Genomic DNA, 21,734 nt, shown 5'->3' with positions numbered 1-21,734 from the left:
ATCTTCCACTGGGGCGACTTCATCTTCCCCGCGATCTACGTGTGGCTGTTCGTCGCCGGCGTGGTGCTCATGGTCGCGCTCGACCTCTTGCTCATGCGCACCGCGTTCGGAAGGGCGGTGCGCGCGGTGGCGCACTCGCGCCGCACGGCGGCGCTCATGGGGATCGACACCGAGCGCACCATGGTGATCGCCTTTGGGCTCTCGGCCGGGCTCGGAGCGCTCGCCGGGATCATGTTCTCGCCGCTGACGTTCGTGCAGGTTCAGCTGGGAGCGCTGTTCACGTTCAAAGGCCTCGCCGCCGCAGTGATCGGCGGGCTCGGTTCGGCCCGCGGCGCGTTCCTCGGCGGGCTCGTGCTCGGGCTCGTCGAGCAGGAGGCGTTGATCTATGTGCGCGCGGGTTACCGGGACGCGATCGCGTTCGGCGTCCTCATCCTCGTGCTCATGGTGCGGCCGGCCGGGATCATGGGGCGCGTCGTCGAGGAGCGGCACTGATGCGCGCCGACGCGCGACGCCGCCTGTGGTTCCTCGCGCTCCTCGCGCTTCCGCTCGTGCTGCGCGACGAGCTCACGCAGTTCGCCCTCGCGCGGGTGGGAACGTTCGCGGCTGCGGCCACCGGGCTGGCGCTCGTCAGCGGCGTCGCGGGACAGATCTCGCTCGGTCACGCCGGACTCATGGCGGCCGGCGCGTACACCTCGGCCGGGCTCGCGGTGCACGCCGGCTGGCCGTTCGCCGCGGCGTGGGCCGCAGGCACCGCGCTCGCGGCCGCCGTCGGCCTCGCGTTCGGCGTGCCCTCGCTCCGCGTGCGACGTCAGTACCTGGCGCTCGCGACGCTCGGCGGCGGGTTCATCATCTGGCAGATCATCCGGGAGACCGGATCGCTCACGGGAAGCGACTTCGGCCTGGCCGGCGTGCCGCCCCCGAGCGCGGCCGGCCACCCGTTCGGTCCGTTCGGTTCCGCCGTGCTCGCGATGGCTCTGCTCGCGTTCGCCTTGTTCGCCGCCGGAAACATCGAGCGATCCCGCGCCGGGCGTGCGTTCCGCGCGGTGCGCGACGGCGAGACCGGCGCCCAGGCGTCGGGCATCTCGATCTTCTCCGCGAAGCTGTCGGCGTTCGTCCTATCGGCCGGGATCGCCGGCGCGGCCGGCGCGCTCTTCGCCCATGCCGAGGGGTTCATCGCGCCGGGACAGTTCGACCCGCGCGTCTCCTTCACGCTCCTGCTCGCCGTCGTGCTCGGTGGGCTCACTTCTCCGTACGGGGGCGCGCTCGGCGTGCTCATGATCCTCGGTCCGTCGGAGCTGTTCCCTTCCGCGTTCGACTGGCTGGAGCAGTACCAGATCGTGGCGTGGGGACCGGTTGCGCTGCTCGTGGTGTTCCGGTGGCCGGACGGAGTGGCCGGCGTCGTCTCCGGGCTCGTCCGGAGGATGCGCGGGCGTTCGAGTTTCCGGGACGTACCGAGTGCGGCACCTGAACCACCGGTCCTTCGGGCGCCCGCCGAGCGAGCCGGTGAGCCGATGCTCGTCGTCCGGGGCCTCGGGAAGTCGTTCGGCGGGCTGCGCGCGCTCCACGACGTGTCGTTCCAGGTGCGCGCCGGCACGATCCACGCGCTCATCGGTCCGAACGGGAGCGGCAAGACGACGCTGCTCGATTGCGTGACCGGCCTGCTGCGGCCCGGCGACGGTGAGATCGCGCTCACCGGGCGCCGGCTCGACGGGCTGGCTCCGCACAAGGTCGCGGCGCTCGGGGTCGCGCGTACCTTCCAACAGGTCGCGCTGTTCGGCTCGATGACCGCGGAGGAGAACGTGCTCGTCGGCGCGCATCTCCGCATGCGCGGCGGCCTCCTCGTCGGAGCGGTGGGGTTGCCGACGGTGGGGGAGACGGACGCGATCCGAGAAGCGTGGTCCCTGCTCTCGACGGTCGGACTCGAGGGCAAGGAGCGCGACCCGGCGCGGGCGCTCTCCTACGGGCAGCGCAAGCGTCTGGAGCTGGCCCGCGCGCTGGCGCTCCATCCGCGGCTGCTGCTGCTCGACGAGCCGGCGGCCGGGCGCAACGAGCCGGAGATCCTGGAGCTCGGCCGCTTCCTGAAGCGACTCCGCGCCGCGGGGCTCACGATCCTGCTCGTCGAGCACCACATGAACTTCGTGCTGTCGCTCGCCGACACCGTGACGGTTCTCGACGAGGGTCGCGTCGTCGCCGAAGGACCTCCGGCGTCCGTGCGTACGGACCCGGCCGTCGTCGAGGCCTACCTTGGAGCGACCGGTGCCTAGCGCCGCACCGAAACGGAAGCGCGCGGCGCCCGAGCGCGTCGAAGCCGCCGCGCCCCCGGAGATGGTTGCCCTCCCGCCGTTCGAGCTCCTCCGCGTCGACGGGTTGCACGCCTCCTACGATGGGCTCACCGAGGTGCTGCACGGCGTCTCGATCGAGGTGCGCGAGCACGAGGTCGTCACGGTCCTCGGCTCGAACGGCGCCGGCAAGACCACGCTCGTCGCCGCGGTGATGGGCCTGGTGCCGCACGTACGCGGTCGCATCCGCTTCCAGGGGGAGGACATCACCGCCCTGCCGCCGCACGCCGTCGTCGGTCGCGGGATCATCGAGGTGCCGACCGGCCGGGAGGTGTTCCCCGACCAGACGGTCGAGGAGAACCTCCTCCTCGGCGCACACTCCTACCGCCGGGACCGCGCCCGCATGCGCCGCAACCTCGAGGACATGAAGCAGCGGTTCCCCGTGCTCGGCCGCCGGGCCGGCCAGCTCGCCGGCACGTTGTCGGGCGGCGAGCAGCAGATCCTGTCGATCGCGCGGGGCCTGATGGGACGTCCACGGTTGATGATCCTCGACGAGCCTTCGATGGGCCTCGCGCCGATCGTGGTCGGCCAGGTCTTCGAGCTCCTCCGCGAGCTGTGGCGGGAGGGCACGACGCTCCTCCTCATCGAGAAGCTGGCGCGCCTCGCGACCTCCATCAGCCATCGGCTCTACGTTCTCGAGCTCGGTTCGCTGACGCTCGAAGGGTCTGCGGCGGAGCTGGCCGGCGATCCCCGGGTCGAGGAGGCCTATCTCGGCCGCCGCGCGTGGGCCGAGGAGCTGGCCGACTGAATCGGGATGTTTCGGGGCGTATCGGAAGAGACGGGAGGGGGGAGAACCGCATAACCGTTCGGGTCGTCGAACGTTATACTCTGCGAGGCCCCCAAAACCCCTGGTCAATGTACTCATGATGACGCGAAAGACACGTATCGCGCGGACCGCAGCGGTGATCTTCGCCGCCGCGGTTGCTGTGTTCGTGGGTGTCATGCCGGCTACGGCCGACGTCAACACATCGAGCGTGAAGGTGACGGATCCGACCGATGACGAGGTCATCGACGGGTCGTTCGACTCCGACGGGACGCCCAGCGGGTTCAAGTTCACCCTCAAGGGCCAAGCCACGACCACATGCGAGCAGGGGTGGCAGACGATCAAGTTCACTATTACGGGGCCTTCTTCCGTGCCGGCTTTCTCTACGCTCTCATCCAGCGATCCGAGCTGGGCTGGAAGCCATCCGACCCAATGGAACACGCAGCCGCTCAAAAACGGGATCTATACGGTCAGACTCGATGTGACAGAGAAGACCACCACTAACCTCCTCGACAAGTGTCCCAGCGACAAACCGGGGTCAGGCAGCCACTCCGTCAAGGCGAAGGTCGCCAACCCCGCCGTGGCGCCGGAATGGTCCTCCGCCCCGGTCGCCGCATCCGACGGCTCGGCCAGCGTGACGCTGCGCTGGAAGAAGAACGCGGAGGACGACGTCCTCGAGTACCACATCCTGCGCAGCGGGCCCGACGGCCTCAAGATCGCGCCGGTGTCGGCGTCCAACCCGGTCGGGTCGGGCTGCTCGCCGCTGGAATCGAACGTCTACACATGTCAGGACAACGCGTTCCCCGAGGCATACACCGGCGATTACAACTACGGCGTCGTCGCGCTCCGTGAACGACCGGCGTACAACTCGAGCGAGGACGAAAAGATCGAATGCCAGATCTCGTCCAAGCCGTGTGTTGTGTCCAAAGGCAGCCAGATCCAAGGCGTCTCGCTGGTAGCACCCACGCCTACCCCAACCCCCACGGACCAGCCGAGCACACCACCGCCCGGAACGACTGCACCCGGAACTCCGTCGAGCAAGCCCGGCGCGAGCGGTGGTGGCAGCAGCGGCTCGGGCGCCCCGCGGGTACTTTCGTTCGGCAGCTCTGGCGGGTTCTACTCAGGCACCTACTCCGAGACGCTTCCGTACCAGCCGCGCACGATGATCCTCGGCGGCGGGAGCGCGACTTCCTCGCCGCAGGCCGACGGTTACCAAGGTGAGGTCGTGAGCGAGACGGCTCCTGATTTCCGTACCGTCATGTTGCCGGTGGCCGGCGGGCTCCTCGCGTTCCTCTCCGCAGCCCACGTCCGCAGGCTGCTGCTCCATCTCTAGCGCAGTGCCGGGCCTCCCGGCGCCGGCGCCGACCCCCCGTTAGGCTTGCGATATGGCCTTGGATTGCCGTTGCGGCGCTCCGTTGCTCGACGACCTCTCGCAAGGAGGCGTCACTCCTGTCGGCGGCGACCCGATCAGCTTCCGGCGTAACACGGACTACGTCGTGTGCGCGTCGTGCCATTCCGTGTACCGCATCGGCGACCTGCAAGCCGGCCGGACGCTCGAGGAATCCTTGATGGGCTCGCAGGAGGAGGGAGAGTCGCTCGTGGAGTCGCTCGAGCGCTTGCTCGACGGCGGTAGCGAGGACGAGTCCGGCTAGCCGACCCGCTCGAGCGCCAGCCGCACCGCGTCCTCCGGCGTCGCTCATCGTCGCGGTCCTGGATCGCCGAGCACCGCGGCGAGAAGCCGCCCCGCGCCGCCCTTGTCGAGGGGCTCGTTGCCGTTCCCACATTTCGGCGACTGCACGCAGGACGGGCAGCCACGCTCGCATCGGCACGCGCGGATCGCGTCGAGCGTCGCGCGGTGGTGGTCGGCGCCGGCATCGAACCCGCGTTCCGAGATCCCCGCACCGCCCGGGTATCCGTCGTAGATGAAGATGGTGCACAGGCCGGTGTCGGGATGCTCGGCCGTCGAGACGCCGCCGATGTCCCACCGGTCGCACATCGCGAACAACGGCAGGATCCCGATCTGCGCATGCTCGGCTGCATGCGCCGACCCGCCGACGTCGGCCGGCGCGATCCGCGCCGCTTGCAGAAGCTGTTCTGGAACCGTGTACCAAACCGAACGGGTCTCGAGCCGCATCTCGGGAAGATCGAGCGGGACGATATCGAGCACTTCGCCCGTGTACAGACGCTTCCGCACGTACGACACGACTTGGGACGTCACGTCGACGCTCCCATAGAAGAGGTCGGCCACGCCGACGCGGGCCTTCCGCTCGATCTCCAAGATCCGGATGTCGGTCACATCGCGGGCCTGCGTGTAGCAGTCGTCCTCCGTCGGCCGGACCAGCGCGACACGGGCGTCGAGATCCAGCTGCTCGACCAGGTACTGCCGGCCCTGATGCAGATAGATCGCTCCGCGATGGACCGCGAAATGCGAACGCGACTCATCGACCGTGCCGAGCAGCGCGCCGGTATCGGCGTCGGCGATCTGAACGATGCCGCCGGCCGACCGGATGTCGATCTCCTGCGCCGGCGAGCCACGCCCGGACCAGTAGTGCTTGGCGCCACGCTTGCGGAGCGTCCCTGCGGCCGTGCCGCGTTCTATCGCTTCGGGCAGGGCCGGGCCGTAGAACTCGGCGTCGCCATCGGCGAGCGGAAGCTCGTACGCGGCGCACCCGAGGTGCGGATCCAGGATGTTCGGGTTGGAGTGGTCGACGAGGGCCGACTCGTGGGTGCGCCCGAACAGCTCCTCGGGATGAGCGATCAGGTACTGATCGAGCGGGTCCTCCCCGGCGACCATGATCGCGAGCGAGTCCTGCCGTGTTCGCCCCGCGCGACCCGCTTGCTGGAACGTGCTCGCGACCGTCCCCGGGTAACCGGCCAGGATGCACGCGTCGAGGCCGCCGATGTCGATGCCGAGCTCGAGCGCGCTGGTGGCGGCGATGCCGAGCAGGTCGCCGTCGACGAGCGCTCGCTCGAGCGCGCGACGCTCCTCGGGAAGGTAGCCGGCCCGGTAGGCGGCGACGCGGTCGGCCAGATGAGGGCGCTCGCGCTCGAGACGCTCGCGGGCGAAGGAAGAGATCAGCTCGGCACTCTTGCGAGACTTGGCGAACGCGATCGTGCGGACGCCCTCGCCGACGAGCGTTGCAAGGAGCGCGGCCGCTTCCGCGTTCGGGCTGCGCCGCGCGCCGGAGGCTTCGTCGACCAGGGGCGGATTCCACAGGGCGAAATGCTTCTTCCCACGCGGGGACGCGTCGTCGGCGACGGCCTCGAACATGAGGCCGGTGAGCCGCTCCGCGAGCTCGGCGGGGTTGCCGATCGTCGCCGAAGCCGTGACGAACCGGGGCGACGCGCCGTAGCGGGCCGCGAGCCGGCGGAGCCGTCGCAAGACGTTGGCGACGTGCGAGCCGAAGATGCCTCTCAGGATGTGCATCTCGTCGACCGCGACGATGGATAGATGCTTCAAGAACGTCGCCCAGCGGTCGTGCGTGGGCAGGATCCCGTAGTGGAGCATGTCGGGGTTGGTGATGAGAAGGTTGGCATTGCGGCGCGCCCAGCCGCGTTCGGGCCCCGGCGTGTCGCCGTCGTAGACGGCGGCGCGGATCGCGGGAAGGGCGAACCCTCGGATCGCGCGGAGCTGGTCGTTCGCCAGCGCCTTCGTTGGAAACAGGTAGAGCGCCGTCGCTTTCGGATCGGCGGTGAGCCTCTCCATCGTCGCGAGCTGATACACGAGGCTCTTGCCGCTCGCCGTTCCCGTCGCGACGGCGACGTTGCGTCCGGCTCGGACGGCGCGAAGCCCCGCTGCCTGATGCTCCCAGAGCCCTTGGACGCCGAGCCGGCGCAGCCGGACCGACAGCTCCGGCGCCAGAATCAGATCTGCCGCAGCCGCCGGCTCGCGGGCGGGGATGGTCTCGAGATGGACGAGCTGCTCGCCACTCTCCGAGCGCGCGCGGAGCCGATCGAGCACGAGCAGAGCGTCCACTGAGGGCATCGTATCTCTCCAGCGACACGGCGCCGTGGCGTGCGATCGGCGCCCGTAGCCTGTGCGACAATCCGCGGGTGAGCCGGTCACCGGACATCGATCGCGATGCGCTGCTCCGTCGCGCGCTCGGGCTCGAGTACCTGACCGTCGGATGGAACGTCGTCGAAGGGGTCGTCTCGATCACGGCCGCCATGGCGGCCGGCAGCGTTGTCCTCCTCGGCTTCGGGATCGACAGCTTCATCGAGAGCGCCTCCGGAGGCGTCCTCGTCTGGCGCCTTCTCGCCGAGCGGCGCGCGAGCGACCCCGAGCGGGTCGACGCGATCGAGCTGCGCGCCCGGCGGCTGGTCGGCGCGTCGCTGTTCGCCCTCGCCGGGTACCTCGCCGTCGACGCGACGATCTCGCTTGTCCAGGAGGAGCGGCCCGAGGCGTCGGCGGTCGGCATCGCCGTGACGAGCCTCTCGCTCGCCGTCATGTGGTGGCTGGCGCGGGCCAAGCGCGATGCGGCGCGGCGACTCGGGAGTCGTGCCCTCATGGCCGACGCCTTCCAGACGACCGCCTGTTGGTGGCTGTCGCTCTTGGCGGTCGCCGGTCTGCTTGTGAACCAGGTGGCCGGCTGGTGGTGGGCCGATCCCGTCGCAGCGATCGGCGCCGCTTACTTCATCGGCCGCGAAGGTGTGCACGCCTGGCGCGGCGACGATTGACCCGCGCGGCGTCGTTCAGCGCGGATGCGGATCGGATCCCTCGTCGGCCGGCGCCGGGACCTCGGGGGCGTCCACACGCCGGGTCTCCTCGCGGTTGGTCGCCGCGATCGACGCCCAGATCGTGACGGTGAGGATCGCGGCGATCACGAGCAGGGAGATCCAGGTCGGGAAGTGGTAGACGTTCGCCAGCAGCATCTTGACCCCGACGAACGCCAGGATGACGCCCAGGCCGATGTTGAGGTACCGGAACCGCCCCGCCATTCCGGCCAGTAGGAAGTACAGCGCACGCAGCCCGAGGATGGCGAACGCGTTCGACGAGAAGACGATGAACGGCTCGCGGCTGACCGCGAGGATCGCCGGCACCGAGTCGACGGCGAAGATCACGTCGGTGCTCTCGACGACGATCAGGACGGCAAACAGCGGCGTCGCGAGCCGGCGACCGTCCTTCTTCGTGAACATCCGCTGTCCGTCGTACTCCGTGGTCGACGCGATGAAGCGGTGCACCAGCCGCAGGATCGGGTTGCGCTCCGGATGCACCTCGGCCTCGTCGTGCCGCGCGATCTTGAACGCGGTGAAGAGCAGGAACGCCCCGAAGACGTAAAGGATCCAGTCGAAGGCCTCGATCAGCGCGACGCCGGTGAAGATGAAGATGCCGCGCATCACGAGGGCGCCGAAGATGCCCCAGAAGAGGACACGGAACTGGTACTCACGTGGCACGGAGAAGTACGAGAAGATCACGACCCAGATGAAGACGTTGTCGACGGAGAGGCTCTTCTCGATCAGGTACCCCGCGAGGTACTCGCCGGCGGCCTGGCTGCCCTGCCACCACAGGATCACCCCGACGAAGGAGAGGCCGAGCGTGACCCAGACCGCGCTCTCGATCGCGGCCTCGCGGAAGGTGATTACGTGCGCCGTGCGGTGCACGATCAGGAGATCCGCGACGAGCAGCGCCGCTACGCCGGCGAGGAGTGCCGCCCAAACCCACAGCGGCACGTCGAAACTCGCGAACTGCTTGGCGGGCTCTGGCGCGGCTGATGCCCACGCCGCGAGCGTTTCAAGCATCAGCGTCGTCCTCGATCGCGAGCATCATCGAGGGGCAAGAGCTCTGGTCCAATCGCAGGGATCCCCCTGTGGCGACGGCGGCGTTAGGGATATTTCCCTCGTGGACGGATGATAGCAAGTCGGTACCTGGGTCCGGACGCGTTTCCGTCGTTAGGCGTCGCTACGACGCCGACGCGAGGGGGGCAGGCTCGTACTCGGGGACGAGAAGCAGCGTGAAGGTGGCGCCCCGGCCCGGCTCGCTGCACACCGATAGCTCGCCGCCGATCGCCCGAGCGAGCTGGCGGGCTATGTAGAGGCCGAGGCCCGTGCCGCCCTGGCTGCGCGTCATGTGATCGCCGAGGCGCTTGAAGCGCTCGAAGATGCGCTCCATCTCGTGCTCGGGGATGCCGGGTCCCCGGTCGGTGACCGAAACCTCGATGGCGTCGCGTGTTTCCGTCACCGCGACCTCTATCGGCCGGTCGGCCGGCGAGTACTTCATCGCGTTTGAAAGCAGATTGGTAAGGATCTGCTCGACCCAAACCTCATCTCCGCGCGTGAGATGGTGATCGGCGCTCGCGTGGAACACGATCTCGCGGTGTCCGTTCTCCGCACGGAAGTCCGCCACGGTCTTCTCCGCGACCGCGAGCACGTCGACGACGGCGTCACGCCGATCGGACAGCCCGCGTTCCACCTTCGAGACCTCGAGGATGTTCGTGATAAGGCGTTCGAGGCGCTCGGCGTGACGGAGGATCGCTTGTACGCCCTCCTCACGCTGCTGGGGTGAAAGATGCTCGCCGAGCTGAAGCAGAGTGACCGCCCAACCCTTGATCGGCGTGAGCGGAGTCCGAAGCTCATGCGAAACCGTCGCGACGAAGTCGTCCTTCAGCCGCTCGAGCTCGCGAGCCTCGGTCGCGTCACGGGCGACCACGATCAGCATGGATGGCCGGCCATCGGGGTCCGAGACGCGCGTGTACGAGCAGGACAGCCATCGGGTCTCTCCGGCGCGCGTGGTGATCTCGATGTCGGAAGCGAGCTCGTTCTCGTCATCGGCCCACCGCTCGAGCCAGACCGCCACACCCTCGGTGTCGCGCGGCGTCAGCGTGCCGAACAGCCGCGATCCGATCATCTCGGCGGCGCCGTGGCCGGTGATCCGTTCGAGGGCCAGGTTCCAGGTCTTGATCGTTCCGGCCGGCGAGATCGTGAGGATCCCGTCCGACGTGCGTCCCACGATGTCGGCCAGCTTCTGTCGTTCCTCGAGGATCGCGTCGAGCAGGCTGGCCTTGTTCATCCCGCGAGCGGCTTCGACGGCGAGCGCCTGGAGGACGGCCTCTTCCCCGCGCTCGAACCCCTCGAGGCCTTGGCGGTTGTAGAGGCAGAGGACGCCCAGCGTGCGCTCTCCGTCGAGCAGCGGGGCCGCGAGGCAGTCACGCCAGCCTTCGAGATCGAGCAGTGCCGCCGCGATCGGATCCGGCCCCGCCGCGTTCACGCGCACCACGCGGCGTCGCTCGGACAGCGCTGCGGCGAGCGTCTGCAGCTCCCAGGGCTCGTCGTATTCCCGATATCCATCGTGGTCCACGCGATGCACGGTGCGGATCCTTCCGCTGAAGAACAGGACGAGGTCGACCGCATCGCCGCCGAAGGACTGCCGGACCTCGCCGAGGAATCTGGGGATCGCGTCCCGCGGGTCGACGGGGGTTGCGAGCTCCAGGGTCGCGCGGTGGAGCCCTGCGAGGCGCTCCTGGTCCACAACGGCGGCCGCGTAGGCTTTCGACGCCCAGTGGAGCAGCGCCAGCGGAACGGAGAAGAGGAGGACCCCCGCCGTGCTCCATGTGTAGGTCGCGGCGAAGATGATCCCGAACGCCACGTTCAGGATCCATGTGATCCCCCATACCGGGACCAGCGGCGCGAAGCTACGGAGGACGTTCCGGATCGGCTCACGCTGAACGAGGTGCATCGCGTAGGTGAAGGTCACGATGTTCGTGACGATGACGACGGTGATGGCCACGATGAGGGCGAGCGTATTGGCCACATCGAGGCCGGCGCCGGTCGGCAGTAGGTTGAACACCATGCTTCCGAGAGCGGCCGCCGCGCTCCATTGCGCGACGTTGAACGACGCCTTGACGAACGCGTCGCGTCCGATGATGGCGGCCACCGCCTGAGCCATGCCGACGACCAAGACGAGAACGGGGGTCGGCAAGGTCAGGATCGCAGGCGCGAGCGCCGCCTCGAAGAGGGTGATCCCGTCGATGTGTCCTCGGTAGCGGAAGCGCATCATCAAGCGCTCGGCGGCGACGAGCAAGGCGAAGAGCGCGGCCGAGCCCGGCAAGGAGGTGTTGGCCGTGCCGGGCAGGTTCGTCGAGGCCAGTGCCGAAGCGATCGCGACCCCGAAGAGGATCCCGGTGAACAGGGCTATCCGGCTGGGGGACGACCTGCTCGGGTCGGCATCGCTCACCCGCGGCGCGAGCTCGTCAGTTTCGGCGCGCACCAGTCCTTACTCCCACGCGCCGTACCACGCCGAGCCGTGCCACGAGTTCCCGTGCCAGGAGTTCCCGTGCCATGAGTTCCCGTACCAGGTGCTGCCGTGCCAGGAGTTCCCGTGCCAGGAGTTCCCGTGCCAGGAGTTCCCGTGCCACGAGTTGCCGTACCATTGCGACAGGCTCCACGTGAGCGAGTTCCACGGCACCCCCGTGTAGACGATCGGGTTCCACAGGAGAAGCTGCAGGGTGAGCACGCCGTTGACAACGGTCTGCTCGGAGTCGTCGGCTTGCACCTCGACCGTGCCGCGACTCGCGTCCAGAGCGCCCATCCCGTTCGAGCGATCGAGCCCCGCGTTCGCCGTCCCAGACGGTGCGGAGAACGTGCCGGTGTAGGCGTCCACAACGCCGCTTCCGACGGCCATGGGGTCATCGGATGCAGCATCTCGGGCGGTCGACTTCATCGCGTACTTCACCCGGTCGGGGCTCCAGGTCGGGTTGCGCTGAAGCATCAGCGCGGCGACGCCCGAAACTGCGGCGGTCGCTTGCGACGTGCCGCTTCCCTTCCGGTACGAACCGTCGATGTAGTTCGGGAACTGGGTGTCGATCGCGCTCCCGGGAGCACGCAGGGAGACGATGTGTGACCCGGGGGCGACGACGTCGGGCTTGGCGATCCCATCGGAGCCCGTCGGCCCCCGCGAGCTGTAGTTCGGCAGCTCGTCGTCGCCGAGACCGTTCGTTCCCATGTCGTCGGTCGCGCCGACGGTGATCACCCACGGATCGTCCCCGGGCTTGGAGATCGTGCCGGCTTCGGGACCGAGGTTGCTCGCGGCCACCACGACGACGATCCCCGCGTCCCACGCCTTCTCGACCGCGTAGTTGAGCGGGTCGGTGCGGTAGGTCTGCGTACCGTTCGTGCCCAGCGAAAGGTTGAGGACCTTGATGTTGTACTCGCTCTTGAAGGAGACCACCCACTGGATCGCGGCAAGGAGCGTGCTCACGTCGGTCGAGCCGGACGCACCCGCGATCTTGACCGACAGGAGTTTCGCCTGAGGGGCGATGCCCTTCCACTTGCCTCCGGACGCGGCGCCGTTGCCGGCGATGATCCCAGCGATGAACGTCCCATGGCCGAAGGAGTCGTCGCATGTGGGTTCGCCGGAGAAGTTCTTGCATGAGCTCGTCCCGCCGAACAGCCCTCCGTCGCTCACGTCCACGACGCGGCCGGCGAGGTCGGCGACCTCGGTGATCCCGGTGTCGATTACGGCGACCGTGATACCGCTTCCGGAATAACCCGCGTTGTTCACGTCGTCGGCGCGAACGACCTTCCGGTAGACGGAGTTGGGCGTGGACGGGTTCCCGTTCTCGGCGACCGTGACCTTGCGATCCAGCGTCAGCGTGTAGATGCCCGCGACGCTCGCGATGTCGGCGATCTCGGAAGCCGGCACGACCGCGGCGAAGCCGTTCACGATCGGCAGGTCCTTCGTCACGATGCCGCCGGCACGCGTCACGGCGCGAACCGCTTCCCGCACCGCGCCGGGGCGAGCGCGCACGATCAGGTTGACGTCTCCGGTGGTGATGGATGTAAGCGCCGGGTCGAGCTCGACGGCGCCGCCCGAGCTCGATGAAGTCACCGGAGGCAGCGCCGGAGTAGCCGCGGCGAGCAGTCCTGCGAAGAGCAAGAAGACAAGCGCGGAGCGAGTGCGAAGTGCGGTGGCCGTCATCAGCCTCATCTCCCTGATCCGCTTCTGCGAACTTGCCACGCAGTATCTCGGGAGAAGTGCGGTGGGATGTATAGCCCGTGTGGGCCAAGTAGGTGGACTAATTCCAGCGTAGTCCCGTCACCGAAGTGCCTAGGCCTGCGCTCGGGAAATCCGTCTTTAATGGGACCTGAGTTATCGCGTGCAACGTTGAGGGGCGGCCGCGGCCGAGGTCTCAGCCGCTGGAGCCGAGCACACCGTCGTCGGCCACGTCGCGGTAGACGCGATACGAGCGTTCGTCCAGGAGCACGCTCGACCCGGCATCAGTAGTTCCGGTATCCGCGCGGGGGACGATGTTGGTGACGTCCTTCGGCGCGATCTGCAGCAGCACAAGCCCGAGCCGGAACGCGTCGACCAGCGGGATATCCATCTTCACGTTGCGGAAGATCGATCGCACGAACTCGAGGGTCTTGCTCGGATCCTTCGCGACGAGCGCGCGTGCTTTGGTTAGCCCGCCGATCATGACGAGGCCCTGGTTCTCCGAACGCGAGAGATCTCCGAGCGGCGCGTCCTTGCGATTGCGCGACATCGCCAGCGCTTCGGCGCCGCTCAGCGTCTGGGGACCCTTCTTGAGATTGGCGCGCGACGCCTTGTCGTTCATAGCGTAGGGCACGTTGACGGGGATCCCTCCAAGGTCGTTCACCATGTTCGCCAGATGCTCGAACCCGGCGAGCATGTAGTAGTCGAACTTGAACGTCGCCGGTCCTCCGTGGTCGCGGACGAGCCGCTCGACCGTGCTGACCATGCACTCGGCCCCACCGAAGAACAAGCCGCCGGTGATCTTGGTGTCCCTATTGAAGCAGGTCACCGGGACGTAGGAGTCGCGCGGGATCCCCACGATCGAAGCCTTCTTCAGCGTGGGCTCGATCGCGATGATATGGATCGAATCCGCTCGTCCGCTCTGGACCTTCCCGCCGCGCTTGTACTTGGGCGACCCCGCGTCGCTCCCGAGGGCGAGCACGAAGATCGGCTTGTCGAACGAAGGACGGTGCGAACCCGCGTGCGCCCGGTTGATCACGATCGGCTTTTCTTGGGACTGTGCGACGGTCACGCCGCCCACTGTTGTCCAGGCGAGCGCGGCCGCGAGCCCGAGTGCGCTCAGCACGATCAAGCTCCGGCTGCGGCTCATGAGGATGGGCTCGCGGTGGGGGACGGCGTCGGCGTGGTCTGGGTCTCCGTCGTGTCGTACGCGGAGATCTTCCAGCTCGACCCCACCTTCTGGAGGTAGTAGGTCGCCGCCTGGCTGATGGTCACCGCCGGGCCCGAGCGCTTCAAGATTCCGCGGCCTTCGAACTGCACCGATGCCACCGCGAACGTCGGCTTCTGCTTCGAGTCCCAGTAGATGCTCAAGGCGAACGAGTTACTGCCGAGGTCGACGCGTTTCAGCTCCGTGCGGGCTTCTCCGATCGTGAGCGCCGGCAGATCCCTCTGGAACGAGGCCCTCGCTTCCTCGACGAACAGCCCGGCGAGATCCTCGAAGGTTCCGTCGCCCCAGGCGCCCGGGTCGACGAACGCTTGCTGGTAGTACTCGTTGAACATCTCCGTAAGGCCGTCGATCTCACCTTGCTGGGAGCTCGCACCGGCCGCCTTCCCCTGGAAAACGTGCTTCACCTGGGCCGCGAACTCAAGCTTCGGGATCGGCGGCTCGTCGGACCCGCCGAGCGGTCCGCCGCCGCGCGTCAACAGCAAGACGACCACTACCGATGCACCCAACAACCCGAGCACTGTGAAGGTTCTGCGGCGGCGGTAGTTGGGACGACGCACGGAGAAAGACGCGCTTTCGGGCATGTGCGCGGGAGCCTAACGGTGGGGTTCGCGACCGGCAAGCACCCAGGTCAGCGCGCGTGCGAACGGGTTCCCATCCGCTTTGCCAGCCCCAAGGACGCGGGATAGCATCCTCCGGCACCTTTCCGAGGTTTACGGGCCCTTTCTCTTCGCAGGAGGTCATATGCCGGTCGTGCTTGCTCAGGAAGGCGGCAAGATCGAAGCCACCTTCCGAACGCTCGAGAACAACGCACTTTGGGTGATCCTCGGCATCTCGTTCCTCGCGCTCGCCGTGGCCTACGTCTTGGTGAAGGGCGTTCTCAAACACCCCGAGGGCACGCCCAAGATGATCGAGATCGCGAAGGCGATCCAGGAGGGTGCGAGCGCCTACCTCAACCGCCAGTTCCGCACCGTGGGCGTCTTCATCGGGCTGCTTTTCATCTTCCTGTTCTTCGTTCTGCCGGTTCCGAATGATGCGGAGCACTCCGAGTTCGCGCTGCGGTTCGGTCGATCGGTCGCGTTCATCATCGGTGCCGGCTTCAGTGCGCTGACCGGGTTCATCGGCATGTCGCTGGCCGTCCGCGCGAACGTCCGCGTCGCCAACGCAGCCCGCGAGTCGGGACTGCGCCGCGCACTCACCATCGCGTTCCGTGCCGGCGGCGTCGCCGGGATGTTCACCGTCGGGCTCGGGCTGCTGGGCGCTACGGTCGTGCTCCTCATCTACAAGGCCGACGCGGCGCAGGTTCTGGTCGGGTTCGGCTTTGGCGGCGCGCTTCTCGCCATGTTCATGCGGGTCGGCGGAGGCATCTTCACCAAGGCGGCAGACGTCGGCGCCGACCTGGTCGGCAAGGTCGAGAAGGGCATCCCCGAGGACGACCCTCGCAACGCTGCGACGATCGCCGACAACGTCGGCGACAACGTCGGCGACTGCGCAGGGATGGCGGCCGATCTCTTCGAGTCGTATGAGGTGACGCTGGTCGCGTCGATCATCCTCGGGGCCGCCGCGTTCACGACGTCGGGTCCCGACGGCACCAAGTTCGCGATCCTCGGCGTCATGTTCCCGCTGTTCGTCCGCGCGATCGGCGTCATCACCTCGATCATCGGCATCTACATGGTGCGCCCGCGCTCCGAGGAGGAGCACGGGATGAAGGCGATCAACCGGGGGTTCTTCGCCTCGGCGTTGCTGAGCGCGGGCGCGACGTTCGTCGTGGCCAAGCTCTACGTCAAGACCGACGCGCATCCGAACGGCGACCTGAGGGTGTTCTGGGCGGTCGTCATCGGCTTGCTCCTGTCGAGCGTGATCCAGGTCCTCACCGAGCACTACACCTCGACCACGCGCAAGCCGGTGCAAGAGATCGCCGACGCATCGCAGACCGGCCCGGCCACCACCATCCTGTCCGGTTTCTCGGTCGGGATGGAGTCCACCGTGTGGGCGCTCCTGGCGGTCGCCGGCGCGATCATCGGCGCTTTCGCGTTGGGCGACACCATTTCCGAGCGTCTGTACTTCATCTCGCTGACCGGCATGGGGATGCTCACCACCGTCGGCGTGATCGTGTCGATGGATACCTACGGCCCGATCTCGGACAACGCCCAGGGGATCGCGGAGATGTCGGGAGAGTTCGAGGGCCGGCCGGCCGAGATCCTGACCGGCCTCGACGCCGTGGGGAACTCGACCAAGGCGATCACCAAGGGGATGGCCATCGCGACGGCGGTCATCGCCGCCACATCGCTGTTCGGTTCGTTCCGCGAGATCTTGATCGAGAACGATGCATGGCCGGGAGGCATCCGCATCGATCAGCCGGACGTGCTCGTCGGGCTGCTGATCGGAGGCGCGGTTGCCTTCCTGTTCGCGTCCCTCGCGATCCGTGCCGTCGGGCGCGCAGCCAGTCAGGTCGTCGTCGAGGTGCGCAAGCAGTTCCGCGACCACCCCGGCATCATGGATTACACCGAGAAACCCGATTACGCGGCCGTCGTGGACATCTGCACCAAGACGTCTCTCCGGGAGCTGATGACGCCGGGCCTGCTCGCGGTGATCACGCCGATCGTCGTCGGGTTCGCGTTGCAGGCCGAGGCGCTCGGTGCCTACCTGGCCGGCGTCATCCTGTCGGGGCAGCTGCTCGCCGTGATGCTCTCCAACGCCGGAGGCGCGTGGGACAACGCCAAGAAGCTCGTGGAGGAAGGCCTCTACGGCGGGAAGGGCTCCGAGTCGCACAAGGCGACCGTCATCGGCGACACGGTCGGCGACCCGTTCAAGGACACCGCGGGTCCGGCGCTCAACCCGCTGATCAAGGTCATGAACCTGGTGGCGCTGCTCATCGTGCCGATGATCGTGACCAACAGCGACAACGACGGTCTGCGGATCGTCGTGCCGATCGTGGGGGTCATCATCCTCGGGCTGGCGATCACGTACTCGAAGCGGCAGAAGGTCGAGAAGCTCGTGCCGAGCGAGGCGGAGGCTGCCGCGGCGACGGCTAAGTAGCGCCGGCGAGCGCTATCCCTGTGGCTTTCCCCACAGGCACCCGAAGGCTCGCCCGTGCAGGAATCCTCATCCTTCCTAGGTAACAATGACGACCATGGGGCTTTTCAAGAAGGCATTCGGCCGCTTCGCTCAAGACGAGGGGGAGCGCAGAGCCGAGTCGATCCGGGAGTGGGCCGCGAGCATCCCGGGCGCGACGCCGATCGCCGGGGCGAAGCCGCGGACGGTAGCGCGTGTGGCCGGGGTCGTCGAGGGGATACGCGTGCGGCCGCGCGAAGGGGTCCCGGCGATCGAGGCGGTGGTGACCGACGGGTCGGGCACCGTCACCGCCGTGTGGCTCGGCAGACGGATGCTCCCCGGTCTCACGCTCGGGTGCCGTCTCATCCTGGAGGGGCGCCTCGGCGGCGAGCCGGCGGCGATGCAGGTCATGAATCCGCGGTACGAGTTCGCGGGGAGCCCCGAGCCCCACTAAGGGTTCGAACCGTTGGGAGGCGGCCCGCCGGTCAGCGCCGCTCGGAGCCCTTCCTCGGAGTCTTGCGAGGTGATGGCGAGGATCTCGTCGCCTGCGACGAGCGGTGTCTCGAGCTCGGGGATGATCACGTGGCCGTCACGTACGACGGCGATCAGTTGCGTGTCGTGCGGGAGTCGCAGGTCGAACACGTGTTTCCCGGCCAGCGGCGACTCCGGTGGCATCGTCAGCTCTACGAGGCGGACCTTGCCATGCTCGAGGCTGAGCAGCTCGACGAGTCCCCCGACCGTGACCGCCTCCTCGACCAGCGAGGTGAGGATGTGCGGCGGGCTCATCGAGATGTCCACGCCCCACGACTCGGTGAACAGCCACCGGTTCTTCGGATGGTTCACGCGCGCGACGACACGCGGGACGGCGAACTCCTGCTTCGCGAGCAGCGAGATGACGAGGTTGTCCTCGTCGTCGCCGGTCGCCGCGACGAGCACGTCGGCGCGGGCCAGGTCCGCCTTGTCGAGCACCCACGGCTCGCACGCGTCGCCGTGGATCCAGTTGGCGTCCACGGTTGCCTTCGCCTTCTGGTAGACGTCGCTCGATTGCTCGATGACGGTGACGTCGTGTCCGCGCGTCGTGAGGTCGGCGGCGAGGAAACGGCCGACGTTCCCAGCGCCCGCGACGACGACTCGCATCAGTGGTCCTCCTGCTTCTTCAGTCTTGAACGCAGCTCGTCGAGCGCGTCCCGCCGCACGATCACGTGCGCGACGTCGCCTTGCTGGAACGTGAGGTCGTCGGTCGGGATGATCGCGCCGCCCATCCGGTCGACCGCGACGACCATCGCCCGGCCCGGCGAGCCGAGCGCCGAGACCGGCGTCCCGGCGAGCTCCCCGGGGATCTCGAGGCGGAGGATCACCATGTCGCCGTCGCCGATCGCCAGCTCCGTGTGCTCGATGCCGTGGAAGACCTGGTCGTAGATCTCGGCGGAAGCCCACTGGACGGTCGCGACGGTGGGGATGCCGATCCGCCGGTAGATCTCCGCCCGTCGTGGGTCGTATATCCGCGCGACGACCTTGTCGACGTTGTAGTGCTCGCGCGCGATCCGGGCCGACACGATGTTGGAGTTGTCGCCGTTGGTCACCGCGATGAAGGCGCCGGCCTCCTTGATCCCGGCCGCCTCGAGGGTGTCCCGGTCGAACCCCATCCCGACGAGGGTCTGGCCCTCGAAGCCGGGAGGGAGGCGCTCGAAGGCGTGGGGGTTCTTGTCGATGACCGACACGGTGTGACCCTGCCGCGAGAGCGACACGGTGAGGTCGGAACCGACCCGTCCACAGCCTGCGATGACGACGTGCATACGGCCGGGAACCTTACTCCGGAGCACGCGACGGCGAAACCTGCTCGGGCAACCGTCCTACTGCAGGTGGAACGGCACGCTCGTCACGACGACCCCCGGCTCGAACAGCAGGGCGCCCTTGATCCCCAGCGCGGTTTGGTTGTGCAGGAACTGGTGGTACCACTTCGACACGACGAACTCCGGCAGGATCACCGTGACGACCGTGTCGGACGAGCCGGCCCGGATCTGCCGGACGAGCCGGACGAGCGGCTGCGTCACCTCGCGGTAGGGAGAGTCGAGCACCTCGAGCGGCGTGTCCACCGCGACGCTCGACCATTCACGCATGATCTTGTCGGTTTCCTCGTCGTCGATGTTGAATGTGACCGCGCGCAGCTCGGTCGGCCGGATGGACCGGGCGTATCCGAGCGCTCGCAGGGTTGCGTTGTGGACCCCCGACACCAGCACGATCGCCGCGTTGCGCGTGGGCGCGATCGGACCCGATCTTCCCTCTCCGTCGGCGACCGTCGTCACGTCGGTCACCACGACCTGCGGCTCGAATAGCAGGGAGGCCTTGAGCATCAACTCCCGGCGTGTACGCAGGAAATGCTGGAGTCCGTTGCGGTGGATCCTTTCGGGGAGGACGACGGTGATGTACTCGTCGTCGCTTTGCCGCAGAGCGCGTACCCGCTCGCGGACGACGTCGGCGAGGTCGCCCCCGGCCTCGAGCGCTTCGAGCGGCACGGCGATCCGCCGCTCGGCCCATGCCGCGCGCACCGCCGCGGCGGTGCCGTTCTCCGCGACGTGCAAGGCCCGGACCTCGAGGGGGCGAAGGGCTCGCGCGTACCCCAGCGCGCGCATCGCGGCTTCGTCGACCTGCGGTACCAGCACGATGACCCGTGTGCCGATCGCTTGCCGAGGGCGCCCCTCGAGAACCCGGAGCTGCTCTTTGACCGACTGGTAGTGGCGATGGATCGCCTTGAACAGCATCACGATAAACGGCACCGCGGTGATGATGATCCATGCGCCGCCGAGGAACTTCGTGGTCGCCACGACGATGAGCACCAGGCCGGTCGTGATCGCGCCCACGGTGTTGACGGCTGCCTTCCGTTTCCACGCCGGCGGCCGCATCCGACGCCAGCGGATCACCATGCCGGTCTGCGACAGCGTGAAGCTCGTGAACACTCCGATGACGTAGAGCTGTATGAGCCGGGTCACTTCGGCGTCGTAGATCACCACCAGAACAGACGCGAAGACCGCGAGCAGGATGACGCCGTTCGAGAACACCAGCCGGTCACCGCGGTTGATGAACTGCCGGGGCATGAACCGGTCCTTCGCCAAGATGGAGGAGAGGCGGGGGAAGTCCTGGTAGGCGGTGTTGGCGGCCAGCACGAGCACGAGCGCCGTCGTGATCTGGAGCGCGACGAAACCTACCCCTCCTCCGAACACGGCTTCTCCGATCTGCGCGAGCACCGACTTCTCTTCGACGGGGTGGCCGAGCAGCTTCGTGAGGCGATGTGCGGTCTCGGCGTTTAGCGGCCGCACGTGCGTGAGGTTGGCGAACATCGTGATCCCGATGAACATCGTGATCGCCACTACACCCAGCACCGCGAGCGTCCTGGCAGCGTTGCGTGCTTGCGGCCGGCGGAACGCGGTCACTCCGTCGGCTATCGCCTCGACGCCGGTGAGCGCCGTGGATCCCGAGGAGAACGCCTTCAGCACGACGAAGAGGCTCAGGGAGTGCACGACCGGGAACGCCTGATCGCCGAGGCCGCGGGTCGCTTCCGCGATCTCTGCCTGCGGACACTCCGAGGCGAGACATCGCCCGGCGCCGACGATCAACGTCATAAGCACCGAGCCGATGAACGCGTAGGTCGGGACGGCGAACAAGGTTCCCGACTCCTTCACGCCGCGCAGGTTCATGATCGTGACGAACGCGATGAACCCGAGCGCGAGCGCGACCCTATGGTGCAGCAATCCGGGGATGAGCGAGGCGACGGCGAAGGCCCCGGCGGCGACGCTCACCGCGACGGTCAGGATGTAGTCGGTGAGCAGGGCGCCCGCGGCGATCAGGCCGGGGGTGACGCCGATGTTCTCCTTGGTGACGATGTAGGAGCCTCCGCCTTTCGGGTAGGCCATCACCGTCTGCCGGTACGACGTGATCACGATGATCATCAACGTGGCCACCGCCGCCGCGATCGGGATCGACCTCGTGAGCGCGCCCGTCCCCGCCGTGATCAGCACGAGGAGGATCTCTTCGGTCGCGTATGCGTTGGACGACAACGCGTCGGACGCGAATACGGGCAACGCGAGGACCTTCGGAAGGAGCTGGTGCCCTGCCTCTTCGGTGGCGAGTCGCCGCCCGAGTAGTGCCCTCTTGATCGCCGACCCGGATGACGTCGTCATGTACGAGGCCGCTCGCGCGGGCGTTCCAGCTCGGTCAAACCCTTCGTGAGGATCCGGAGGGTGCGTTCCTGGAGCCGGAATCGCGTCCAGGCACGCAGTGCGCGCACCAGAACAACGCCGGCCGTTCCGGCGAGGAACGCCGCTGCGACTATCTTGTCCAACTCGGCCATCGCGGCCTCCTTCCGATGACAGCATCGGACGAGGACCGTCAACGACCCGTCAGGAAACCGGGCAGGGGTGTAAAGAA

The 21,734-nt window shown here is 67.8% G+C and carries 18 protein-coding genes; 8 read left to right on the top strand and 10 right to left on the bottom strand.

The features are described 5' to 3' along the window. From WEB06_18040 to WEB06_18020, 5 genes are all read left to right on the top strand, one after another. Window positions 1-492, top strand: a 492-nt coding sequence (locus WEB06_18040) for a branched-chain amino acid ABC transporter permease (GenBank protein ID MEX2557517.1), incomplete at its 5' end; no start/stop codon positions are given. Beyond that, window positions 492-2,264 (top strand): branched-chain amino acid ABC transporter ATP-binding protein/permease, encoded by a 1,773-nt coding sequence (locus WEB06_18035; GenBank protein ID MEX2557516.1) that lies wholly within the window; start codon window positions 492-494, stop codon window positions 2,262-2,264. The genes WEB06_18040 and WEB06_18035, both read left to right, overlap by 1 nt. After that, window positions 2,257-3,087: an ABC transporter ATP-binding protein gene (locus WEB06_18030; protein ID MEX2557515.1), complete on the top strand. Its 831-nt coding sequence runs from the start codon at window positions 2,257-2,259 to the stop codon at window positions 3,085-3,087. The genes WEB06_18035 and WEB06_18030 overlap by 8 nt, the downstream gene beginning before the upstream one ends. A gap of 118 nt (window positions 3,088-3,205) precedes the next feature. Next, window positions 3,206-4,435, top strand: coding sequence for a hypothetical protein (locus WEB06_18025; GenBank protein ID MEX2557514.1), 1,230 nt, complete (start codon window positions 3,206-3,208; stop codon window positions 4,433-4,435). A gap of 52 nt (window positions 4,436-4,487) precedes the next feature. Further along, a complete protein-coding gene (locus tag WEB06_18020; protein ID MEX2557513.1) occupies window positions 4,488-4,754 on the top strand; it encodes a hypothetical protein in 267 nt (88 codons plus the stop codon). A gap of 44 nt (window positions 4,755-4,798) precedes the next feature. On the opposite strand, the gene WEB06_18015 is transcribed toward WEB06_18020, so the two are convergent. Continuing rightward, the gene (locus WEB06_18015; GenBank protein MEX2557512.1) at window positions 4,799-7,078 is read right to left on the bottom strand and encodes a DEAD/DEAH box helicase; all 2,280 of its coding nucleotides are present in this window, start codon (window positions 7,076-7,078) and stop codon (window positions 4,799-4,801) included. 77 nt (window positions 7,079-7,155) lie between these two features. Here WEB06_18015 and WEB06_18010 point away from each other — a divergent pair, with 77 nt between their 5' ends. Next, complete coding sequence (locus WEB06_18010; protein ID MEX2557511.1) at window positions 7,156-7,779, top strand: cation transporter; 624 nt, start codon at window positions 7,156-7,158, stop codon at window positions 7,777-7,779. A 15-nt stretch (window positions 7,780-7,794) separates the two neighbouring features. Here the strand turns inward: WEB06_18010 and WEB06_18005 are convergent, their stop codons facing one another. The 5 genes from WEB06_18005 to WEB06_17985 all read right to left on the bottom strand — a co-directional run bounded on the left by WEB06_18005 (window position 7,795) and on the right by WEB06_17985 (window position 14,839). Beyond that, window positions 7,795-8,841, bottom strand: a complete 1,047-nt coding sequence (locus WEB06_18005; protein ID MEX2557510.1) for a TerC family protein — start codon at window positions 8,839-8,841, stop codon at window positions 7,795-7,797. A gap of 160 nt (window positions 8,842-9,001) precedes the next feature. Next, on the bottom strand, window positions 9,002-11,305 hold the full coding sequence (locus tag WEB06_18000) for an ATP-binding protein (GenBank protein ID MEX2557509.1): 2,304 nt from the start codon (window positions 11,303-11,305) through the stop codon (window positions 9,002-9,004). Window positions 11,306-11,311: 6 nt separating this feature from the next. Then, window positions 11,312-13,015: a S8 family peptidase gene (locus WEB06_17995; GenBank protein MEX2557508.1), complete on the bottom strand. Its 1,704-nt coding sequence runs from the start codon at window positions 13,013-13,015 to the stop codon at window positions 11,312-11,314. A gap of 211 nt (window positions 13,016-13,226) precedes the next feature. Further along, complete coding sequence (locus WEB06_17990; protein MEX2557507.1) at window positions 13,227-14,180, bottom strand: LCP family protein; 954 nt, start codon at window positions 14,178-14,180, stop codon at window positions 13,227-13,229. After that, a complete protein-coding gene (locus WEB06_17985; protein ID MEX2557506.1) occupies window positions 14,177-14,839 on the bottom strand; it encodes a hypothetical protein in 663 nt (220 codons plus the stop codon). The genes WEB06_17990 and WEB06_17985 overlap by 4 nt, the downstream gene beginning before the upstream one ends. Window positions 14,840-14,999: 160 nt before the next feature. Between WEB06_17985 and WEB06_17980 the strand changes: the two genes are divergently transcribed. Continuing rightward, on the top strand, window positions 15,000-17,294 hold the full coding sequence (locus WEB06_17980) for a sodium-translocating pyrophosphatase (GenBank protein MEX2557505.1): 2,295 nt from the start codon (window positions 15,000-15,002) through the stop codon (window positions 17,292-17,294). 94 nt (window positions 17,295-17,388) lie between these two features. Continuing rightward, window positions 17,389-17,763 carry an OB-fold nucleic acid binding domain-containing protein gene (locus WEB06_17975; GenBank protein MEX2557504.1) on the top strand — a complete coding sequence of 125 codons (375 nt, stop codon included), beginning with the start codon at window positions 17,389-17,391 and terminating at the stop codon, window positions 17,761-17,763. Here the strand turns inward: WEB06_17975 and WEB06_17970 are convergent. From WEB06_17970 to WEB06_17955, 4 genes are read right to left on the bottom strand one after another with little or no spacing between them, the layout of a single operon-like run. Next, window positions 17,760-18,446 (bottom strand): TrkA family potassium uptake protein, encoded by a 687-nt coding sequence (locus tag WEB06_17970; GenBank protein MEX2557503.1) that lies wholly within the window; start codon window positions 18,444-18,446, stop codon window positions 17,760-17,762. The two genes, WEB06_17975 and WEB06_17970, sit on opposite strands and share 4 nt — an antisense overlap. Beyond that, complete coding sequence (locus WEB06_17965; GenBank protein ID MEX2557502.1) at window positions 18,446-19,105, bottom strand: TrkA family potassium uptake protein; 660 nt, start codon at window positions 19,103-19,105, stop codon at window positions 18,446-18,448. The genes WEB06_17970 and WEB06_17965 overlap by 1 nt, the downstream gene beginning before the upstream one ends. Before the next feature lie 57 nt (window positions 19,106-19,162). Then, window positions 19,163-21,487, bottom strand: coding sequence for an APC family permease (locus WEB06_17960; protein MEX2557501.1), 2,325 nt, complete (start codon window positions 21,485-21,487; stop codon window positions 19,163-19,165). Then, window positions 21,484-21,657, bottom strand: coding sequence for a hypothetical protein (locus tag WEB06_17955; protein ID MEX2557500.1), 174 nt, complete (start codon window positions 21,655-21,657; stop codon window positions 21,484-21,486). Before WEB06_17955 ends, WEB06_17960 begins: the two co-directional genes overlap by 4 nt. Window positions 21,658-21,734: the final 77 nt, after the last annotated feature.

The sequence above is a fragment of the Actinomycetota bacterium genome (assembly GCA_040905475.1).
In the GTDB taxonomy this organism is placed as follows: Bacteria; Actinomycetota; AC-67; order AC-67; family AC-67; genus DATFGK01.
This window is presented reverse-complemented; position numbering and strand designations above follow the sequence as displayed.

Coding starts and splice junctions, on each gene's coding strand:
- WEB06_18035 (MEX2557516.1), top strand. CDS start 492: ATGCGCGCCGACGCGCGACGCCGCCTGTGGTTCCTCGCGCTCCTCGCG.
- WEB06_18025 (MEX2557514.1), top strand. CDS start 3,206: ATGACGCGAAAGACACGTATCGCGCGGACCGCAGCGGTGATCTTCGCC.
- WEB06_18020 (MEX2557513.1), top strand. CDS start 4,488: ATGGCCTTGGATTGCCGTTGCGGCGCTCCGTTGCTCGACGACCTCTCG.
- WEB06_18005 (MEX2557510.1), bottom strand. CDS start 8,841: ATGCTTGAAACGCTCGCGGCGTGGGCATCAGCCGCGCCAGAGCCCGCC.
- WEB06_17995 (MEX2557508.1), bottom strand. CDS start 13,015: ATGACGGCCACCGCACTTCGCACTCGCTCCGCGCTTGTCTTCTTGCTC.
- WEB06_17990 (MEX2557507.1), bottom strand. CDS start 14,180: ATGAGCCGCAGCCGGAGCTTGATCGTGCTGAGCGCACTCGGGCTCGCG.
- WEB06_17985 (MEX2557506.1), bottom strand. CDS start 14,839: ATGCCCGAAAGCGCGTCTTTCTCCGTGCGTCGTCCCAACTACCGCCGC.
- WEB06_17980 (MEX2557505.1), top strand. CDS start 15,000: ATGCCGGTCGTGCTTGCTCAGGAAGGCGGCAAGATCGAAGCCACCTTC.
- WEB06_17975 (MEX2557504.1), top strand. CDS start 17,389: ATGGGGCTTTTCAAGAAGGCATTCGGCCGCTTCGCTCAAGACGAGGGG.
- WEB06_17970 (MEX2557503.1), bottom strand. CDS start 18,446: ATGCGAGTCGTCGTCGCGGGCGCTGGGAACGTCGGCCGTTTCCTCGCC.
- WEB06_17965 (MEX2557502.1), bottom strand. CDS start 19,105: ATGCACGTCGTCATCGCAGGCTGTGGACGGGTCGGTTCCGACCTCACC.
- WEB06_17960 (MEX2557501.1), bottom strand. CDS start 21,487: ATGACGACGTCATCCGGGTCGGCGATCAAGAGGGCACTACTCGGGCGG.
- WEB06_17955 (MEX2557500.1), bottom strand. CDS start 21,657: ATGGCCGAGTTGGACAAGATAGTCGCAGCGGCGTTCCTCGCCGGAACG.